The sequence below is a fragment of the Ruminobacter amylophilus genome, assembly GCF_900115655.1.
In the GTDB taxonomy this organism is placed as follows: domain Bacteria; phylum Pseudomonadota; class Gammaproteobacteria; order Enterobacterales; family Succinivibrionaceae; genus Ruminobacter; species Ruminobacter amylophilus.
In genome coordinates this window covers 50,963-68,560 of record NZ_FOXF01000002.1, presented here as the reverse complement: position 1 = coordinate 68,560, position 17,598 = coordinate 50,963, and the positions used below count along the sequence as shown (strand labels likewise).

Genomic DNA, 17,598 nt, shown 5'->3' with positions numbered 1-17,598 from the left:
TCAATAAATATTATTTTTCTCCATGAGCTTTGTACTTAAGCATGGAGGCCAGAGTCCCGTAAATGATTCTAAGTTCATGTGCACTCATATCAGACTTGGCGTAAACACGTCTGATCTGCCCCATGACGCTACCGTTATGATTCTTTTTCAGAAAACCGCACTCACACAGATTCTTTTCAATAAAGCTGTAGAACTGTTCCAGATCTGAATGCTTCGGTTTACGCAAACCTTCATCAAAACTTTCAGGAACATCAGACTCCGCTGAACGCAGACATGCCTGTCTCAGTTCATATGAAAGCACCTGCACACTCATTGCCAGATTAAGTGAGGAATATTCCGGGTTTGCATCTATGTTGATATGAATATCACATCTCTGCAGCTCATCATTTGTAAGTCCGGTCCTTTCTCTTCCGAACATGATGGCGCACTTCATGCCATTGCTGATATGCGGATAAATCTTTTCAACAGCCTCTCTCGGCTGGTACAGTGGTAATTCTATACTACGGTGACGAGCGGATGTTCCGGCTACAAATGTAACATCAGCCAGAGCATCATCCAGAGAGTCATAAACACGGGCACTTTTCAGTACATCGGCAGCACCTTTGGATAAAGCCAGGGCCTCATCGGTAATTATGTCTTTGTTGGCAGAAACTATTCTTAATTCAGAAAGTCCCATTGTTTTCATTGCTCTTGATGCTGAACCGATATTACCGTAATGGCTTGGATCAACAAGTATTATTACCATGTTATTCAGACAAGAATATCTGTCTGAACCAAAATTGTCTGACATCTGCGTTCTCCGATTATCAGTCACCTTACAAATTTCAATGGTTATATTAGCAAAGATGTACCAACAAAAAAAGCCGATACACATAATAGTTATGTATTACCGGCTTTATTCGTTTCAATTCAATGTTTTATTTCGGAACCTATTTCTCCGAATCCCTGTTTTCAGATTCAGTATTAAGCACCTTGTCTTCAAAACCAATATCATCATATTCATTATTGACGTCAAGCATGTGAAGTTCCAGTAACGAATTGCTGAATTCCAGAAAATAAGAAACATTTGTGGTTCTTGACAGCTTGAAATAATCCAAAGCTCTGGTCTTTTCTCCCTTCAGAAGATGCATTTTTCCCATATAGAAATATGCTTCACAGAGTCTTTCATTTCTTTCCAAATAATTCTTTGTCCCGTCAAACACGTGATCCCACAGTTCCTTTTCAGTCTTCATTCCCAGAAAAACCTCAATAATTCTGGTTCCGAAAACAAGCTCCTTCACGTTTATCATACGATATCTGTCATGAAGATTCTTTATGGCTTTTTCAGGATCAGAGGCATTCTCGGCAAAATACAGCCAAAGCTGGAAATAAGGATCCTGACGGTCACTTAAATAAACTTTATAGAAGTCCTTTTCAGCCATCTTTTCTCTCTTGCCGTAATAAAGAGCAAGACCACGATTGAAATATGAAGCATTGTCATTAGGACTTAATTCAATGGCACCATCAAGAGCATCGTAAGCCTCAAGGAATTTGGCATGAGAATACAGAGACCCGCCGTAATCACGGTAACAGTCAAAATTCTGATTATCTTCATTGACGCAGGCGAGAAGACTCATTATGGACAGATAATCAAGCCCCATGCGATTGTATAGTTCTGCTCTATGCCACATGATTCTACTCAGCTGAGCATGATTTAAACGCTGATTGCCCAGAAGCTGAGCCAGTTTTACCATATTCAGCTGTTCATTGGGAGTTATCACCCTTGGAAGCTCAATTTTAACAAAATCAGGATCAATATGACCGTCAACTGAATTTTCAGAACCGGTTGAAGCACATGCTGAAAGTCCTGAAATCATTACAGCCATACAGGCTGTAAGAAATAATTTTTTAAACATTATCTATTTTCCGAGATGTTTACTACCTTTCGGTAATACCGGAGACACCTACAAACACATAAACAGACTGATTAACCAGACTTATCTCAATGCTTTTCAGTACTCCTTATTATTAAACAAGGCCTACCTGTCGATTATAATATTTAACCACTTAATCCGCTGTATGTTATACATAAAAATTGAGACATGCAACCACGATTATAAAGCAATTCCGCAACATGCACCCCATAACAAAAAAAAGCTGTTCACGGAGAACAGCTTTTCAAATAAATCAGCGTTTCTGATTATTAATAATCAGCTTCTGAAATTTCTTCATGATCCTTCTTTATTTCCTTAACAAGGAGATTTTCTCTGGTTATACCCAGTAAAAGAGGCCATGTTGAAGCTACGTAGATTGATGAAATGGTACCGAAAATTATACCGATTAACAGAGCCAAAGAGAATCCGAAAATCATTTCGCCACCCAATAATAGCAGTGAAATTACGGTAATCAGAGTAGTACCTGAAGTAATAATTGTTCTTGACAGTGTTTCCGTCAGAGAAATATTAAACAGGTCAACCATTGCCATCTTGTGAAGTCTTCTTGCATTTTCACGAATACGGTCGAATACGACGATCTTATCGTTTAATGAATAACCTATAACTGTAAGTACCGCAGCAAGTACAGTCAGATCATATTCAATTCCGTAGAATGAGAACACACCCAGTACAATAATAACGTCATATGCCAGAGAGATTATTGCACCTGTTGCCATTCTCCATTCGAAGCGGGCAGCAATGTACACGAGAAGGATTACAAGTGACAGAAGAACGGAAATAACACCGCTCACAACAAGCTCCTGACCTACAGCCGGTCCGACATATTCTGAACGTGTTACCACCGCATCGGCATTTTCAGATGAAATAGCCTGTTTTACCTTTTCGGTAATATCCTTCTGATTTTCATCCCCCTTCGGCTGAATACGGATTGATACATCCCTAGGTGTACCGAAATTCTGAACAACGGCATTGCTAATACCTATTTTGTTCAGATCCTGACGTATAACATCAAGACGGGCTTCCTGAGGATACTGAACTTCAATAACCACACCGCCAGTAAAATCCAGGCCCCAGTTCAAACCTTTATAGCAGAGACAGCCAATACAGAAAAGAACTGCTGCAATACAGAGCACTTCTACCAGCTTGGCAATGCTCATGAAAGGAATTACTGTTCCCTGTTTTATAATCTGAAACATTTTTATCCTCCGCTAAATCCACAGGTTCTTGATATTGCGTCCGCCCCAAACGATATTAACTACCGCACGACAGCAGGTAACTGCTGTAAACATAGAGCAGATCAGACCAATCATAAGTACAAGAGCAAAGCCCTTAACCGCACCGGTTCCAACCGCAAACAGAATGAGAGCAACCAGAATTGAGGTAATGTTTGAGTCAAGAATGGTAACAAAAGCTCTTTCATAACCGAGGTTGATAGCCTGCTGAACACCGCGATTGTTTCTGATTTCTTCACGAATACGTTCAAAAATCAGAACGTTGGCATCCACGGCCATACCTATGGTCAGCACAATACCGGCAATACCAGGCAGAGTCATGGTGGCACCAGGAATCATGGACATAACACCAACAAGAAGAATCATGTTGAAAATAAGAGCAAGATTGGCAACAAGACCAAATGCTCCGTAGTATATGAACATAAATAAAGCAAGGAATGCCAGACCATACAACATTGCACGCATACCGTTTTCAATGTTCTGTTTACCTAAACTTGGTCCAATATTTCTTTCTTCCACAATCTGAATCGGAGCAATCAGAGCACCTGCTCTAAGAAGCAGAGCCAGATTATGAGCTTCTGTAGGACTGTCAAGACCGGTAATACGGAACTTGTTACCAAGACGGGCCTGAATTGTGGCAACATTGATTATCTGTTCAACCTTTCTGAACTTAACTGTCTTGTCACCGCTGTCCTGAGCATCAACAACCTTATATTCAATAAAGTTGGTTGCCATAGGCTGACCGATATGATCCTTGGTGAAGTTGGACATGGTGTTACCACCCTTGGAATCAAGGCTGATATTCACTTCAGGACGACCGTTTTCATCCATACCGCTCTTTGCATCGATGATATGATCACCGGTAAGGATAACATGTTTTGTTACAACAACAGGTCTGCCGTTCTTGTCAACAAGAACTTCATCATTTGCTGATACGGTACCGCTGGCGGCACTCTGAATATCAGCGGCCTGATCAACAAGACGGAATTCAAGAGTTGCGGTTGCGCCGAGAATTTCCTTTGCTCGAGCAGAATCTTCAACGCCAGGAAGTTCAACAATAATACGATCAGCGCCCTGTCTCTGAACCAGAGGTTCGGCCACACCGAGTTCATTTACACGGTTCCTGATAATATTGATGTTCTGTTCTACGGCATAAGTCTTAACTTCCTTAATCTTTTCAGGCTTCATGACTGCCTTGATTTCGAATGATGAAGATTCCTCATCAGTGAAGACCCAGTCATTGTGCTTTGACGCAAGCAGTCTCATTGCACTGTCACGGGTATCTGCATCACGGAAGGAAATTACAACATCCTGCCCCACACTTCTGATACCTGATAAGCGGATTTTTTCTTCTCTGAGTTCAGTACGAATATCCTGAATCATCTGGTTCACAATCTTTTTGATTGCTTCATCCATGTCAACTTCCATTAAGAAGTGAAGACCGCCTCTAAGGTCAAGACCCAGCTTTAAAGGCTTGGCTCCGATTGACTTTAACCAGTCAGGAGTTGCAGCTGCAAGATTAAGTGCAACAACATAATTGTCACCTAATTCTGAAACCAGCTTTTCCTTGATACGAAGACGTAAATCATTATCCTTGAAACGGATAAGCGCCTGCCCCAAATTTCTTTCTACTTTGCAGTCTGGGCAGTCCTGCTTAATCACATTTTCAATTTTTTCGTAGTCTTCCTTTTCCAAAGTTATACCTTTGGAACCACTAATCTGAATAGCCTGATCTTCACCATATATATTAGGCAAAGCATAGATGGCACCTACAATCAGTACTACAACTATCAGGATATTCTTCCATAAAGGATACTTGTTTAACAAAACCTATACTCCTTGAATTCCTTTGTAGGTTCTAAATACCCACACACATATAAGGACTTAACTTTATTTTTTCTGACGGTTTGCTTCAACCTTATGTTCATCATAAGTTCCCTTTGGCAAAGGACTTACAACGTACTGTCTGTTGATCTTTACCTGGGTTCCCTGTGCGATTTCCACAGTAAGAATCCCCTGCTCTTCATTAATTTTTACGATTTTACCGACTAAACCGCCGTTTGTTAAAACCTCGTCACCCACTTCAAGCTTCTTAAGAGACTCTGCACGTTCCTTATTCTTCTTGTTACCAGGTCTTAAAACAAATAAATAAAAACAAACAAAGGCCAAACCCATTAACAGGAAGAAGGTCATATCAGGAGCGGCAGGAGCCACCTGAGAAGGATCAGCTGCCGGAACACCTTCTTCTGCAAAAGCAGTTGGAAATAAATTCATCTTTATCAACCTCGAATTTTAAAATAAAACACGATTTTGCATTATATATGAAATATGTGGTTTTAACAGAATTATTTATGAAAGGTGTCCAATAATGACTGAATGATCATTTAATACAGGCACTTTTTCATAAAACGAAAGAAATCATATAATTGTTCTCAAAAGATTATCGGTGATATCTCATAAGTGCTGATTTTTACATTTTTTTGCCGTAAATCATTAACAGAAAGTAAAAAAACATTCCGAATAAACAAATAAAAAGAAACCAGGGACTTGCCCTGGTTTCCAACTTTAACCGACAGCTATCACTGTTAAATACACATGTAATTCACATGAGTAGGGAAAACTTATTTGTCTGCCGGGTACAGCTTAAAGAACTCCTCAGAGAACTCATTCAGAGTACCATCTGCTATATGAGCTCTAATCTGTTCCATCAGACGCTGATAAAATCTGAGATTATGGATAGTATTGAGTCTTGCTCCCAGCATTTCTCCACATTTATCAAGGTGATGCAGATACGCTCTGGAATAATGACGACAGGTGTAGCAGTCACACTTTTCATCAAGAGGACGTGTATCCTGCTTATATTTGGAATTACGCAGTTTAATCACGCCTTCTGATGTGAAGAGATGTGCATTTCTTGCATTTCTCGTAGGCATAACACAGTCAAACATGTCCACACCGCGAAGTACTCCTGACAGAATATCCTGAGGCTTCCCGACCCCCATTAGATATCTAGGTTTGTTTTCAGGCATTCTTTCGGTTATAAAATCAAGAATCTTATGCATATCCTCTTTCTTTTCACCTACTGCCAGACCACCTATGGCATAGCCGTCAAAACCTATTTCCATCAGACCTTTAAGCGACTCTTCACGAAGATCTTCATACACACTGCCCTGAATAATGCCGAAAAGAGCATTTTTGTTCTGCAGTCTGTCAAACTCATCGCGGGAACGTTTTGCCCATCTAAGGCTCAAACGCATTGACTTGGCCGCTTCATCATGAGTTGCAGGGTAAGGAGTACACTCATCAAGAATCATTACAATATCAGAACCAAGTGCTTCCTGAATCTGCATGGAAACCTCCGGTGATAAAAACACCTTGTCTCCATTAATCGGATTCTGGAAATAACATCCCTCTTCCTTGAGCTTGCGCAAAGCTCCCAGACTGAATACCTGGAATCCGCCCGAATCTGTCAGAATCGGTTTATTCCACTGCATAAAACCATGAAGATCACCGTGTAGACGCATAATGTCACACCCCGGTCTTAACCATAAATGAAACGTATTGCCCAGAATGATGTCAGCTCCGATTGCTTCAACTTCCTCAGGACTCAGGCCTTTAACTGTACCATAGGTTCCAACAGGCATAAAAGCAGGTGTTCTTACCACGCCTCTGGCAAATTTCATTTCACCGAGTCTTGCCTTTCCGCACTTGTTCTTTAAAGTAAATTCCAAAATCAGTGTCCTCTAAGTTTCTTTTCAATGTCTTCGGCAGTTTCCGCATTATCATTACGGGTGATAAACATGGCATCTCCGTAACTGAAGAAACGATATCTGTCACTTACGGCGTGTTCATAAGCCTTCATGGTATGATCATAACCGGCGAAAGCACTCACAAGCATGATTAAAGTAGATTCAGGCAGATGGAAATTGGTAATCAGTGCATCCACGACTCTGAATTTGTAACCCGGATAAATAAAAATACTGGTATCTGCAGCAAATGGTTCTATCAGTTTGCCGTTCTTTTCTGCTTTCATTGCCGCACTTTCAAGTGAACGTACGGAGGTTGTTCCAACTGCAATTACTCTTCCGCCTTCAGCCTTGGTTTTTAAAATACGGTTAACCAGCTCTTCAGGTACCACTGCGTATTCAGAATGCATGTGATGCTTGGAAATATCATCTTCCTTTACAGGCTGAAATGTCCCTGCACCAACATGAAGGGTGACAAATCCGGTATCCACACCAATTTCTCCAAGCTTTGCAAGAAGTTCGTTATCAAAATGCAGTCCCGCAGTCGGTGCGGCTACAGCCCCAGGAATTTTGGAATACACGGTCTGGTAACGTTCACGGTCAAATTTTTCATCAGGACGATCGATATATGGAGGGAGCGGAATATGCCCTATTTCATCCATAATGTTAAAAATTGTTTTGTCACCGGTAAATTCCAAAATGAACAAAGCATCCTGTCTTCCGAGCATAACTGCTTCATAACCGTTATCAAACTTAAGGATTGCTCCTTCCTTAGGAGACTTTGATGATTTCATATGAACAAGGGCTCGATGCTCATCCAGAACACGCTCAACCAGAATTTCAATTGCACCGCCGGTTTCCTTGTGTCCGTACATTCTGGCAGGAATTACCTTGGTATTATTGAATATAAGTAAATCACCCTTTTTCAAAAATTTGACTACATCGTAGAAATGATAATCAGCCAATTCACCGGTTGTACCGTTCAGAGCCAATAATCTGCTGTGAGTCCTTTTATCAGCAGGAAATTTAGCTATAAGCTCTTCAGGGAGATTATAGAAGAAATCTGATCTTAACATCATAATAAACAACAGCCTAACTTACAGTAATGTAAAGCGTTCATACACAAACAAAAAAAGTATCCTGAAAACAAAATTCGAAATACTTTAAGTTAATCTCTGTAATTAACTTCACTGAATAACCAAACATATCTGTTAATTCAGTATGATTTCACCAGTAAATAAAAATAAAATCAATATAAGCCAACAGACCTGTAATATTCTACTTACTTAATATTACATGTCAATTTTATAATTTTATTAAAAAATATTGACATATTTCACATTTTTAATATAATAACCACGTTCATTAGTCCTATGGTTATTAATCATTGATAACACCAGTCCTCATCAGCACATGCGTGAGTACTGGTTTCTTTTTTTATAGTCTCCTCAAATTTTACATACGATTTAAACTCATTACATACTGTTCGAATCAGTTTTAATCATTTATATAAAGCTGCATCGAGCGTATAATAACCACATTTTTGTATTTGAATATTATTCAGGGAAGTACTACTTTATGAGCTCCCAAACCATAAACATGACACTATCGATTTTAAAAAAAACTGCATATGCAATATTATTTCTGGTAACCGCACTTAATATTTCAGCCTGCGACACCGACAGTCATTCAAATCAGGTCAGAGCTATTGAAGATCTATGTAAAGCCAGAGTCGGAGTTCAGATAGGTACAACTGTTGAAATAGCAACCAATGAATATCTTGAACAGCATAACTGTCCACCGGTTGAACGCTTCAACAGTTCCCCCGATTCAATTGCAGCTCTTACTCAGGGAAAACTTGATGCTGTAGTAATGGATGAACTTCCTGCCGTAAAATTCGTAGAAAAAAATCCTACGCTCAAAATTCTAAACACACCGTTTAAAACAGAGTCATATGCAATTATTCTTCCCAAGGAAAACAATGAACTGATGGAAAAAATCAATACAGTCATTGATGATATCCATAATGAAAAGCTGTACGAAAGAATATACAACACATATGTAACTCATACAGATAACTATCACTACACAGCTGTAAACAATGACGGGCCTGAATTTATTATCGCCACAAGCCCAGATTTTCCGCCGTATGAATACTACGAAAACAATGAAATTGTAGGCATCGAAATTGAATTAGCAAAAATTATTGCTGACCGTCTGCATATGAAACTAAAAATCGAAAGCATGGAATTCGACAGTATTATCAATGCGGTGAGCAGCGGTAAGGTTCATGCCGGTTTTTCAGGTTTTTCAAAAACAGAGGAAAGAGCCAAGGTTATAAACTTCACTCATACCATCTGCTCATCTCAAATTTTTGTAATAGTACCTGACCATTCCAAAACATCCGTGCAGAATCATTCTTCATTTACAGACAAGTTCTACAATAACTTCATTAAAGAAGATCGCTGGAAAATGCTTGTTTCCGGGCTTATGACAACCATTATTATATCGGTGTTTTCCGCCATTATAGGACTCCTTGGGGGAACCGTTATGGCGGTAATAAGAATAATGAATAACAGAACCGGGAACTTCAGAATTCTTAATTTTCTGATAAGAATGTACGTTAATATAATCAGAGGAACACCTGTAATGGTTCAGCTTCTGATTATCTACTACATAATTTTTGCCTCAGTTGATATAAGCAAGATTGTTGTAGCCATTGTCGCATTTGGTCTGAACTCTATGGCATACACTGAAGAAATAATCAGAGCCGGGATGAAATCAGTACCGACCGGACAGTTTGAAGCCGGATATGCATTGGGATTAAAACCATTTACCATTATAAGACACATAATATTACCGCAGGCTTTCAAGAATAATCTCCCAGCACTAGCTAATGAAGGAATTTCATTAATCAAAGAAACCTCAATCTGCGGTTACATAGGTCTTATGGATCTGACCAGAGGAGGTGTTGTTATCAGAAACACAACATTCGAGGCATTCATGCCACTTCTTGCGGTTGCTTTAATCTATTTAGCTATTATAGGCACACTGTCAGCATGTGTGGCCCGTCTAGAAAGGAATTTAAAGAAAAATGAACGATAACATACCGGTTATGCGGATTGACGGCATCTGCAAAAAATACGGAGATCACGAAGTATTAAATAACATTTCCATTGACATAAACAAGGGAGATGTTATCGCAGTTATCGGACCTTCAGGGTGTGGTAAATCAACGTTTATCAGAATGCTTAACCTGCTTGAAAAACCTACATCAGGCAGAATTTTCTTTGGAAACACTGAATTATCATCGCTCAATGAAAAAGAACTTACCGAAATAATTCCAAAAATCGGAATGGTATTCCAGCAGTTTAATCTGTTCCAGAATATGATGGTAAAACAGAACATAACGCTTTCTCCTGTTCTTCATAAGATATACACAGAGGATGAAGCAGACGCATGGGCTATGAACATGCTTGAAAGGGTAGGGCTGGCACAACATGCACACAAGTACCCTGCACAGCTGTCAGGAGGCCAGCAGCAGCGAGTAGCAATAATAAGAACCATTGCAATGAAACCATCTATTGTACTGTTTGATGAACCCACAAGCGCGCTGGATCCTGAAATGGTGAACGAAGTACTGAACATGATGAAAGAACTTGCTGACGAGGGAATGACTATGGTTGTAGTTACTCATGAAATGAAGTTTGCCCAAAACGTTTCAAACCGCGTGTTGTTCTTCAATAATAAAGGGATTCAGGAACAGGGAAGTCCTGACGAAATATTCAACCACCCTAAAAATGAAAGGCTGAAAGAATTTTTAAGTCAGATTGAAGCAAAATAATAACTAAAGTCTCTAATAAAATATAAAAAAAGTGAATCATACTGGTATGGTTCACTTTTTTTTGAATGACCAAACGATAAAAAAAGCGACACACAGGTGTCGCTTTGAAATAAATTACAAGCTAATTATTAGGTTCTGTTATATCTTGCAGTTCTCTTAAATGCCTTTTCCTGTGAATCGAAGAGGTAGCAAGCTTCTGCAGGAATACCAACTTCAAGAGAGTCACCGGTATCAACAGGGATTTCAGATGCAGCCTTAACAGTGAAGTCTTCACCATCTACATCGAGGTATACGAAGCTTTCAGCACCTAAGTGTTCAGCAACCTGTACCATACCTGATAAGCGGCTCTTTGAATCAGGGTGTTCAACTGGAACCAAGTGTTCAGGACGAATACCTAATTCAACCTTATCACCAACGCTAGCGCGACGAGCATCAACACAAGCAGTAATTACGTCACCGGTGTTAAGCTTAACCTTACAGGTTTCTTCACCGATTTCAATTAACTGACCCTTGAGGAAGTTCATCTTTGGAGAACCGATGAAGCCAGCTACGAACTTATTGGTTGGGTTATGATAAAGTTCAAGTGGAGTACCGAACTGTTCAAGATTGGTTTCTGCAGATTCCTTTAACGGACTTAAAACAACAATCTTGTCAGCTAAGGTCATAGCTTCAACCTGGTCATGGGTTACATAAATAATGGTTGAATTTAATTCCTTGTGTAACTTAGCAATTTCGATACGCATCTTTACACGGAGTGCGGCATCGAGGTTTGATAAAGGTTCGTCGAAGAGGAATACGTCTGGCTGCTGAACGATAGAACGACCGATAGCAACACGCTGACGCTGACCACCTGACAGAGCCTTTGGCTTACGATCCATTAAAGCATCAAGACCAAGGATCTGAGCAGCGTTATTAACACGCTTTTCAATGGTATCCTTATCGAATTTCTTTAATTTAAGACCGAATTCCATATTCTGGCGAACATCCATATGTGGATAAAGTGCGTATGACTGGAACACCATACCTACACCACGATCTACAGGAGGAACGTCGTTCATAACCTTAGAACCGATTTTTAATTCACCTGAAGTGATATCTTCAAGACCGGCAATCATACGAAGAAGAGTAGACTTACCACAACCTGATGGACCAACGAATACGATGAATTCGCCGTCTTTGATGTCAAGGTTGATATTACGTAAGGTATCTTTTAATAAACTTGGATTATAGTTCTTAAGAACGTTTGTTAAAGTAACTTCAGCCATTTAAAGCTCCATAAAAATCTTTTATAACATGCGGTGCGCTAGACACCGCATTGCAAAATATCAATTAACCCTTTACACCACCGGCAGTCAAACCACCAACTAACCAACGCTGAGCTAACATAAATACGATGGTAATTGGTAAACCTGACATAACAGCCGCTGCTGCGAAGTCACCCCAGAGCTTGTTCTGAGATGCAAGGTACTGCTGAGAACCTACAGCAAGGGTGTAGTTATCTACGTCATTTAACAGAATACTTGCTACTGGAACTTCAGTAATAGTACCGATAAATGCAAGGATGAATACTACTGCGAGAATTGGCACTGACAGAGGTAAAAGTACGAGTCTGAAAGCCTGCCAAGGAGTAGCACCGTCGATTGCTGCAGCTTCTTCGAGTGAAGCATCGATGGTTTCAAAGTAACCCTTGATGGTCCAAATATGAAGTGCAATACCACCCATATATGAAAGAATCAGACCTGCTCTGGTGTCAAGACCGATGAAAGGCAGATATTCACCGATGTTATCAAACAATGCATAGATAGCAACGAGTGCAAGCACTGAAGGGAACATCTGGAAAATCAGCATACAGTTTAAAAGTGTAGTCTTACCCTTAAAGTTCAAACGAGCAAACGCATAAGCACTGGTTGTTGAAAGCAGTACGATAAACGCTGCAGTGAAGAACGAAATAATGATAGAGTTCCATAACCACTTTAATACAGGGAATGGAGGCATATGTTCTACACCATCAGCATCTACATATGAAATACCGAATGCAAGTTTCCAGTGATCCAGTGTTAACGAATCCAATCTTGGTAAAAAGAGGTCGTAAAAACTGTCTGATACGTTGGTTGCAAAGTTACCTTCACGGAATGAAATCATCACAACCATGTATAACGGAAACAGAACAGCAAGTAAGAACAAACACATTACAATGTGAGTAGCAATAATGCGATACTTTATTGACTTAGGTTGTACGATTGCCATAATTAGTCCCTAGCCCCCATCTTAGAAAGCTTTAAGTTAACTATAGATAAAGCACCTACTAAAATGAAGATAGTAGTAGCAATTGCAGATGCCAGACCGTAGTCATTACCACCAGCACCACCTTCGAATGCTAAGCGGTAGGTATAAGATACGAGCAAGTCAGTAGAACCTGCAGTAGTAACCACACCGTCTTCTGGTAAGAAGTCAGGACCACCGTTAGTTAACAGCATAATTAACACGAAGTTATTGAAGTTAAATGCAAATGAAGCAATGAGTAACGGAGTTAAAGGCTTCATTAAAAGAGGAAGAGTAATCTTCAGGAAGTTCTGAAGAGGACCTGAACCATCCATTGCTGATGCTTCATAGAGATCATCAGGAATAGCCTTTAACAGACCCATACAAAGAATCATCATGTATGGATAACCTAACCATGCGTTTACGATGAGAATCATAGAACGAGCATAGCCGGCTTCATTGTACCACTCTGGTCTCCAACCAAAGAAGAAGTCTAAAATACGGTTGATTTCACCAAAGTTTTCATTGAACAAACCTTTAAATACCAGGATTGAAATGAATGATGGTACTGCATAAGGAAGAATCAGAATCAGACGATAAATTGATCTACCCTTTAAGAATTCCCACTGAACAAGACAAGCGAGAACCATACCGATAGCAAGAGTAATGAATACGGTTAAAGCAGCAAAACAAACAGTCCAAATGAAAATCTTAAGGAATGGAGTAGAAATACTCTTATCGTTCCAAATTCTCTTGAAGTGTTCAAAACCGATACCAACGCGGAAACCTGGAGCCATTCTTTCTCCAACTGGCTTACCGGTCTGAGTATCGATAGTCTTGTAATAACCATCTTCCATATCAGGAACGATTAAAGAATCATTTGAAAGATCCTTAAGCATGTGTGGATTGCTTAATCTTTCCTGGTTGCCAAGAACAACTTCCTTCTGACGAACGTATCTGTTCTTAACAGCACTGAAAGTCTTAAGACCAGTGTAAGTAAGTTCCTGATTATCAATCTTAATCTTAATAGACTTTAAGTAATCTCTGAACTGAGTCTTACACTTAATACCACAATCTTCCATATCCTGAGTATAAGAGTTATCTACCTTAGTAACATGGATAACAGCTTTTGATGCAGTTGCCTTGTTTGCAGGCTTTTCCATCTGTTCCTTATCAAAGAACACAGTTTCTGGAGAAGCATAGGTGCGAACTTCAGCAGGATTGCCGTCAGCAAGCATAGCTGGCTGATTCTGAAGTACGATTACGTACTTGTTGCCTTCCTTTGCATAAAGCTTAAACTCGTAGTCACCACCTTCTACTCTATAGGTCTGACTGAGGAAGTAATTCTCAGCTCTTTCAAGAGTGAAGAGGTTTTTAGCAGAGTAGTTTGTGAACGCGATGTACACGGTGTAAACCAACGGGAATATAATGAAAACCACCATACCCGCAACGGCAGGGAATATATATCTGTGAGGATATAATCCCTTAAGCCATGCTACAAGTAAACCACCTGCGATGACTATTGTAAATAAAATTGCGAAAGCGTACTGACCATGAGTAAACATAGAGCTTATCATGAATACACCAAAGAGTAATACTGTTAAAGATATTAAAACTTTGAGTATCATTAAGCCAGGCGCTCCACCTCCAGAGGTTTTACCTCTCTTACCAACAGCGATAGAATCCATGCTAATACCCTAATAACTTATTCTAAATTTAGCTTGTAAAACTGTAATAAAAAAACTTTTTACTACAAATAAAAACTTTAATATTTTCATATTAAAGCTTTTAATTCTAGTCTTTCATAAAAGAAGCTCCTCTCAGAGCTTCTTTGTTAGAAAGTTATCTTACTTTTCGATACGATCTTCAGCAGTCTTAAGAGCTTCTTCTAAAGTCTGACGACCAGTAGTAGCATTCTTAAGAGCAGTCTGTAATGAACTCCAGAAACGATTCATTTCTGGTACGCTTGGCATTGGGTCACCAATCTTAGCGTTGCTCATGGTTACAGCAATTCTTGGGTCCTTTTCAAGCTTAGCTTCGTAAGACTTAAGAGCAGCAGCACCTAATGGCTTATCCTTATTCATTTCATCCAGACCTTCATCAGTGAGGAGGTAGTTGAGTAAGAATTCCTTAGCTAAGTCCTTGTTAGGAGAAGCCTGGTTGATGGTCATACCCTGAACACCTACGAATGGCTTACCTGGGTTACCCTTAAGGGTTGGGATTGGGTTAACGCTGTAGTTAAGCTTGCTGTACTGACCCCATGACCATGGTCCGTTGATGATACATGCAACCTTGCCGTTTACGAAGCTAGATTCCATGATACCGTAGTCAGCGCCCTTCTGCATGTGATCATTCTTAATTAAGTCAACGAGGAACTGAACACCGGCCTTAGCACCGTCGTTATTTACACCTGAATCCTTAACATCGTAACTGCCATCTGCATTTCTCTTGAATGCATAACCGCCGTTAGCAGAAAGTAATGGATAGCTGAAGAATGCATTATTGTAATCCCACATAATTGCACGCTTGCCGTCCTTCTTTAACTGGTCATCAAGAGTTACAAGTTCTTCGAATGACTTAGGAGCATCCTTAACGATATCCTTGTTACAAATTAAAGCAATAGCTTCAATAGATACTGGGTAACCGTAAATCTTGCCATCTACAGTCATAGCCTTCCAAGCAACGTCCTGGAACTTGTTTAATTCTTCCTTGGTTGGTTCAATTGGAGTTAAAAGACCAGACTTAACCCATTCACCATAACGGTCATGAGCCCACATGAAAATATCAGGACCGTTACCAGATGCAGCGTTCTGCTGGAACTTAACTTCAACCTGGTCAGGGTGAGCAACAGTTACCTTAACACCGGTAGCCTGTTCAAACTTCTTACCAACCTTAGCAATACCGTCATATGACTTATCGCCGTTAACCCAAATTGTTAACTGACCTTCTTCAATACCTGATGCAGAAGCAACCTGTGCAAAACCAAAAGCAGCCAAGCCTACAACAGTAGCTAAAATAGTTTTTTTCATTAGTCTATTTCCTTACTTAGTATTAATAAACATCGGCCTCAAACCGAATTTAACGATAACATAATAGAACATATGCATTTTTTTAAATAATAAAAAGTTGCATTTTTTTAACATGTATCTCATTATGAGTGCATTAGTTGCGTTTTTTATGTGATTCAGACCTACTGAAAGCAGTTTCGATCACACGCAATTACATGTCTCCACCACATAATGCAGCACTGCAGACACACTCACGGCTCTACTATTTCTTTAAAACTCTTTCTTCAGCTATTTTCAAAGCCTTCTTAGCTGACTGACGACCAGTTGTCGCATTTTTTAAGGCCGTCTGCAGAGAACTCCAGAATTTATTCATTTCAGGGATATTCGGCATCAGATCCCCGTGTTCCGCGTTATACATTATTGTCGCTATTCGCGGATCCTTCTCAAGCTTTGCCTGATACGACTTCAATGCAACAGCGCCTAACGGACGATCGTTATTCATTTCTTCAAGACCTTCGTCAGTCAAAAGGTAGTCAAGCAGAAACTTCTTTGCAGCTTCCTTGTTAGGTGACGCTTTATTTATCGTCATCCCCAACACACCGACAAATGGTTTACCAGGTTTACCATCAAGCGTAGGGAACGGATTAACAGAATAGTTAAGTTTACTGTATCTTTCCCAGCCCCAGGCTCCGTTTATAATGCAGCCTACATTACCGTCAATGAATTTCTTTTCCATTTTTGGAAATTCTTCCCATGTCTGCATATGTTCATCTCTAATGAGATTAACTATGTATTCCAGACCTTTAACTGCACCAGGACTATTAATACCTGTTTTGGTAACATCATATTCGCCATTTTCATTTTTTCTGAACGAATAACCGCCGTTTGCTGAAAGAATAGGATAAGTAAAGTAACCATCGTTATAATCCCAAACTATGGCGTGTTTCCCTTCTCTCTGTAATTTTTCGTCAAGCTCTACAAGCTCCTCAAAAGTCTTTGGAGCTTCCGGCACCAAATCCTTGTTACACATAAAAGCGATTGCTTCAATGGAAACAGGATATCCGTAGTACTTGTCTTTTACTTTCATAGCCTCCCAGGCAACAGACTGAAATCTGTCAAATTCTTCCGGCGTAGGTTCAACAGGTGTGAGAATTCCAACCTGAACCCACTCACCAAATCTGTCATGAGCCCACATAAACAAGTCCGGGCCATTGCCTGAAGCAGCATGTTGCAGAAATTTGATAACCGGCTGTTCCGGGTGTTCAACAATTACTTTAATCCCGGTATCCTTTTCAAATCTCTCACCGACCTTTTCAATCCCCTTGTACGACTTATCGCCATTAACCCACACCGTAAGATGTGTACCCTCAATACCTTCCGCAACCGCAGAACCGAAAAAACCCATGGCTACAGCAGTCACAATAGCTGATAACAATATCTTTCTCATAATCACTGTCCTACTGGCGTAAAAACAAATTAATTCAAACAGTTCGCAGGATTAATTCAAACAGCGAAACAATTGTTTATTCTAATATGTTAAACCACAAACAATGACGTTAAATCATACCATTA

The 17,598-nt window shown here is 39.8% G+C and carries 14 protein-coding genes; 2 read left to right on the top strand and 12 right to left on the bottom strand.

What is annotated here, in order from left to right; all coding sequences use genetic code 11:
* Positions 1-10 precede the first annotated feature (10 nt).
* The 7 genes from BMY80_RS00875 to queA all read right to left on the bottom strand — a co-directional run bounded on the left by BMY80_RS00875 (position 11) and on the right by queA (position 7,988).
* On the bottom strand, positions 11-790 hold the full coding sequence (locus tag BMY80_RS00875; RefSeq protein WP_093140032.1) for an RNA methyltransferase: 780 nt from the start codon (positions 788-790) through the stop codon (positions 11-13).
* Between the two features lie 139 nt (positions 791-929).
* On the bottom strand, positions 930-1,895 hold the full coding sequence (locus BMY80_RS00870) for a hypothetical protein (protein ID WP_031578539.1): 966 nt from the start codon (positions 1,893-1,895) through the stop codon (positions 930-932).
* Positions 1,896-2,182: 287 nt separating this feature from the next.
* Positions 2,183-3,130: a protein translocase subunit SecF gene (secF, locus tag BMY80_RS00865; RefSeq protein WP_031578540.1), complete on the bottom strand. Its 948-nt coding sequence runs from the start codon at positions 3,128-3,130 to the stop codon at positions 2,183-2,185.
* A gap of 12 nt (positions 3,131-3,142) precedes the next feature.
* Entirely contained in the window at positions 3,143-4,993 is a 1,851-nt protein-coding gene (secD, locus tag BMY80_RS00860; protein WP_093140029.1) for a protein translocase subunit SecD, read from the bottom strand.
* Between the two features lie 63 nt (positions 4,994-5,056).
* Complete coding sequence (yajC, locus tag BMY80_RS00855; protein WP_051621736.1) at positions 5,057-5,440, bottom strand: preprotein translocase subunit YajC; 384 nt, start codon at positions 5,438-5,440, stop codon at positions 5,057-5,059.
* Between the two features lie 347 nt (positions 5,441-5,787).
* The gene (gene tgt, locus BMY80_RS00850) at positions 5,788-6,897 is read right to left on the bottom strand and encodes a tRNA guanosine(34) transglycosylase Tgt (RefSeq protein WP_093140026.1); all 1,110 of its coding nucleotides are present in this window, start codon (positions 6,895-6,897) and stop codon (positions 5,788-5,790) included.
* A gap of 2 nt (positions 6,898-6,899) precedes the next feature.
* Entirely contained in the window at positions 6,900-7,988 is a 1,089-nt protein-coding gene (gene queA / locus BMY80_RS00845; RefSeq protein WP_031578544.1) for a tRNA preQ1(34) S-adenosylmethionine ribosyltransferase-isomerase QueA, read from the bottom strand.
* Between the two features lie 502 nt (positions 7,989-8,490).
* Here queA and BMY80_RS00840 point away from each other — a divergent pair.
* The gene (locus BMY80_RS00840) at positions 8,491-10,017 is read left to right on the top strand and encodes an ABC transporter substrate-binding protein/permease (protein WP_245730014.1); all 1,527 of its coding nucleotides are present in this window, start codon (positions 8,491-8,493) and stop codon (positions 10,015-10,017) included.
* Positions 10,007-10,756: an amino acid ABC transporter ATP-binding protein gene (locus BMY80_RS00835; protein WP_093140024.1), complete on the top strand. Its 750-nt coding sequence runs from the start codon at positions 10,007-10,009 to the stop codon at positions 10,754-10,756. The genes BMY80_RS00840 and BMY80_RS00835 overlap by 11 nt, the downstream gene beginning before the upstream one ends.
* A 128-nt stretch (positions 10,757-10,884) precedes the next feature.
* Here BMY80_RS00835 and BMY80_RS00830 read toward each other — a convergent pair whose 3' ends face one another.
* The 5 genes from BMY80_RS00830 to malE (BMY80_RS00810) form a co-directional block, all read right to left on the bottom strand.
* Positions 10,885-12,021: an ABC transporter ATP-binding protein gene (locus BMY80_RS00830; RefSeq protein WP_031578547.1), complete on the bottom strand. Its 1,137-nt coding sequence runs from the start codon at positions 12,019-12,021 to the stop codon at positions 10,885-10,887.
* A gap of 64 nt (positions 12,022-12,085) precedes the next feature.
* Positions 12,086-13,003, bottom strand: coding sequence for a maltose ABC transporter permease MalG (gene malG, locus BMY80_RS00825; RefSeq protein ID WP_031578548.1), 918 nt, complete (start codon positions 13,001-13,003; stop codon positions 12,086-12,088).
* Between the two features lie 2 nt (positions 13,004-13,005).
* Entirely contained in the window at positions 13,006-14,646 is a 1,641-nt protein-coding gene (malF, locus tag BMY80_RS00820) for a maltose ABC transporter permease MalF (RefSeq protein ID WP_051621743.1), read from the bottom strand.
* A 219-nt stretch (positions 14,647-14,865) separates the two neighbouring features.
* Positions 14,866-16,047: a maltose/maltodextrin ABC transporter substrate-binding protein MalE gene (gene malE / locus BMY80_RS00815; protein WP_093140021.1), complete on the bottom strand. Its 1,182-nt coding sequence runs from the start codon at positions 16,045-16,047 to the stop codon at positions 14,866-14,868.
* Positions 16,048-16,288: 241 nt separating this feature from the next.
* Complete coding sequence (malE, locus tag BMY80_RS00810; RefSeq protein ID WP_093140018.1) at positions 16,289-17,473, bottom strand: maltose/maltodextrin ABC transporter substrate-binding protein MalE; 1,185 nt, start codon at positions 17,471-17,473, stop codon at positions 16,289-16,291.
* Between the last annotated feature and the right edge of the window lie 125 nt (positions 17,474-17,598).

Bases quoted from the DNA above. Each gene is read 5' to 3' on its own strand.
- BMY80_RS00830 (WP_031578547.1), bottom strand. From the start codon at position 12,021: ATGGCTGAAGTTACTTTAACAAACGTTCTTAAGAACTATAATCCAAGT.
- BMY80_RS00835 (WP_093140024.1), top strand. From the start codon at position 10,007: ATGAACGATAACATACCGGTTATGCGGATTGACGGCATCTGCAAAAAA.
- BMY80_RS00875 (WP_093140032.1), bottom strand. From the start codon at position 790: ATGTCAGACAATTTTGGTTCAGACAGATATTCTTGTCTGAATAACATG.
- malG (WP_031578548.1), bottom strand. From the start codon at position 13,003: ATGGCAATCGTACAACCTAAGTCAATAAAGTATCGCATTATTGCTACT.
- malE (WP_093140021.1), bottom strand. From the start codon at position 16,047: ATGAAAAAAACTATTTTAGCTACTGTTGTAGGCTTGGCTGCTTTTGGT.
- BMY80_RS00870 (WP_031578539.1), bottom strand. From the start codon at position 1,895: ATGTTTAAAAAATTATTTCTTACAGCCTGTATGGCTGTAATGATTTCA.
- queA (WP_031578544.1), bottom strand. From the start codon at position 7,988: ATGTTAAGATCAGATTTCTTCTATAATCTCCCTGAAGAGCTTATAGCT.
- yajC (WP_051621736.1), bottom strand. From the start codon at position 5,440: ATGAATTTATTTCCAACTGCTTTTGCAGAAGAAGGTGTTCCGGCAGCT.
- malF (WP_051621743.1), bottom strand. From the start codon at position 14,646: ATGATACTCAAAGTTTTAATATCTTTAACAGTATTACTCTTTGGTGTA.
- BMY80_RS00840 (WP_245730014.1), top strand. From the start codon at position 8,491: ATGAGCTCCCAAACCATAAACATGACACTATCGATTTTAAAAAAAACT.
- secF (WP_031578540.1), bottom strand. From the start codon at position 3,130: ATGTTTCAGATTATAAAACAGGGAACAGTAATTCCTTTCATGAGCATT.
- malE (WP_093140018.1), bottom strand. From the start codon at position 17,473: ATGAGAAAGATATTGTTATCAGCTATTGTGACTGCTGTAGCCATGGGT.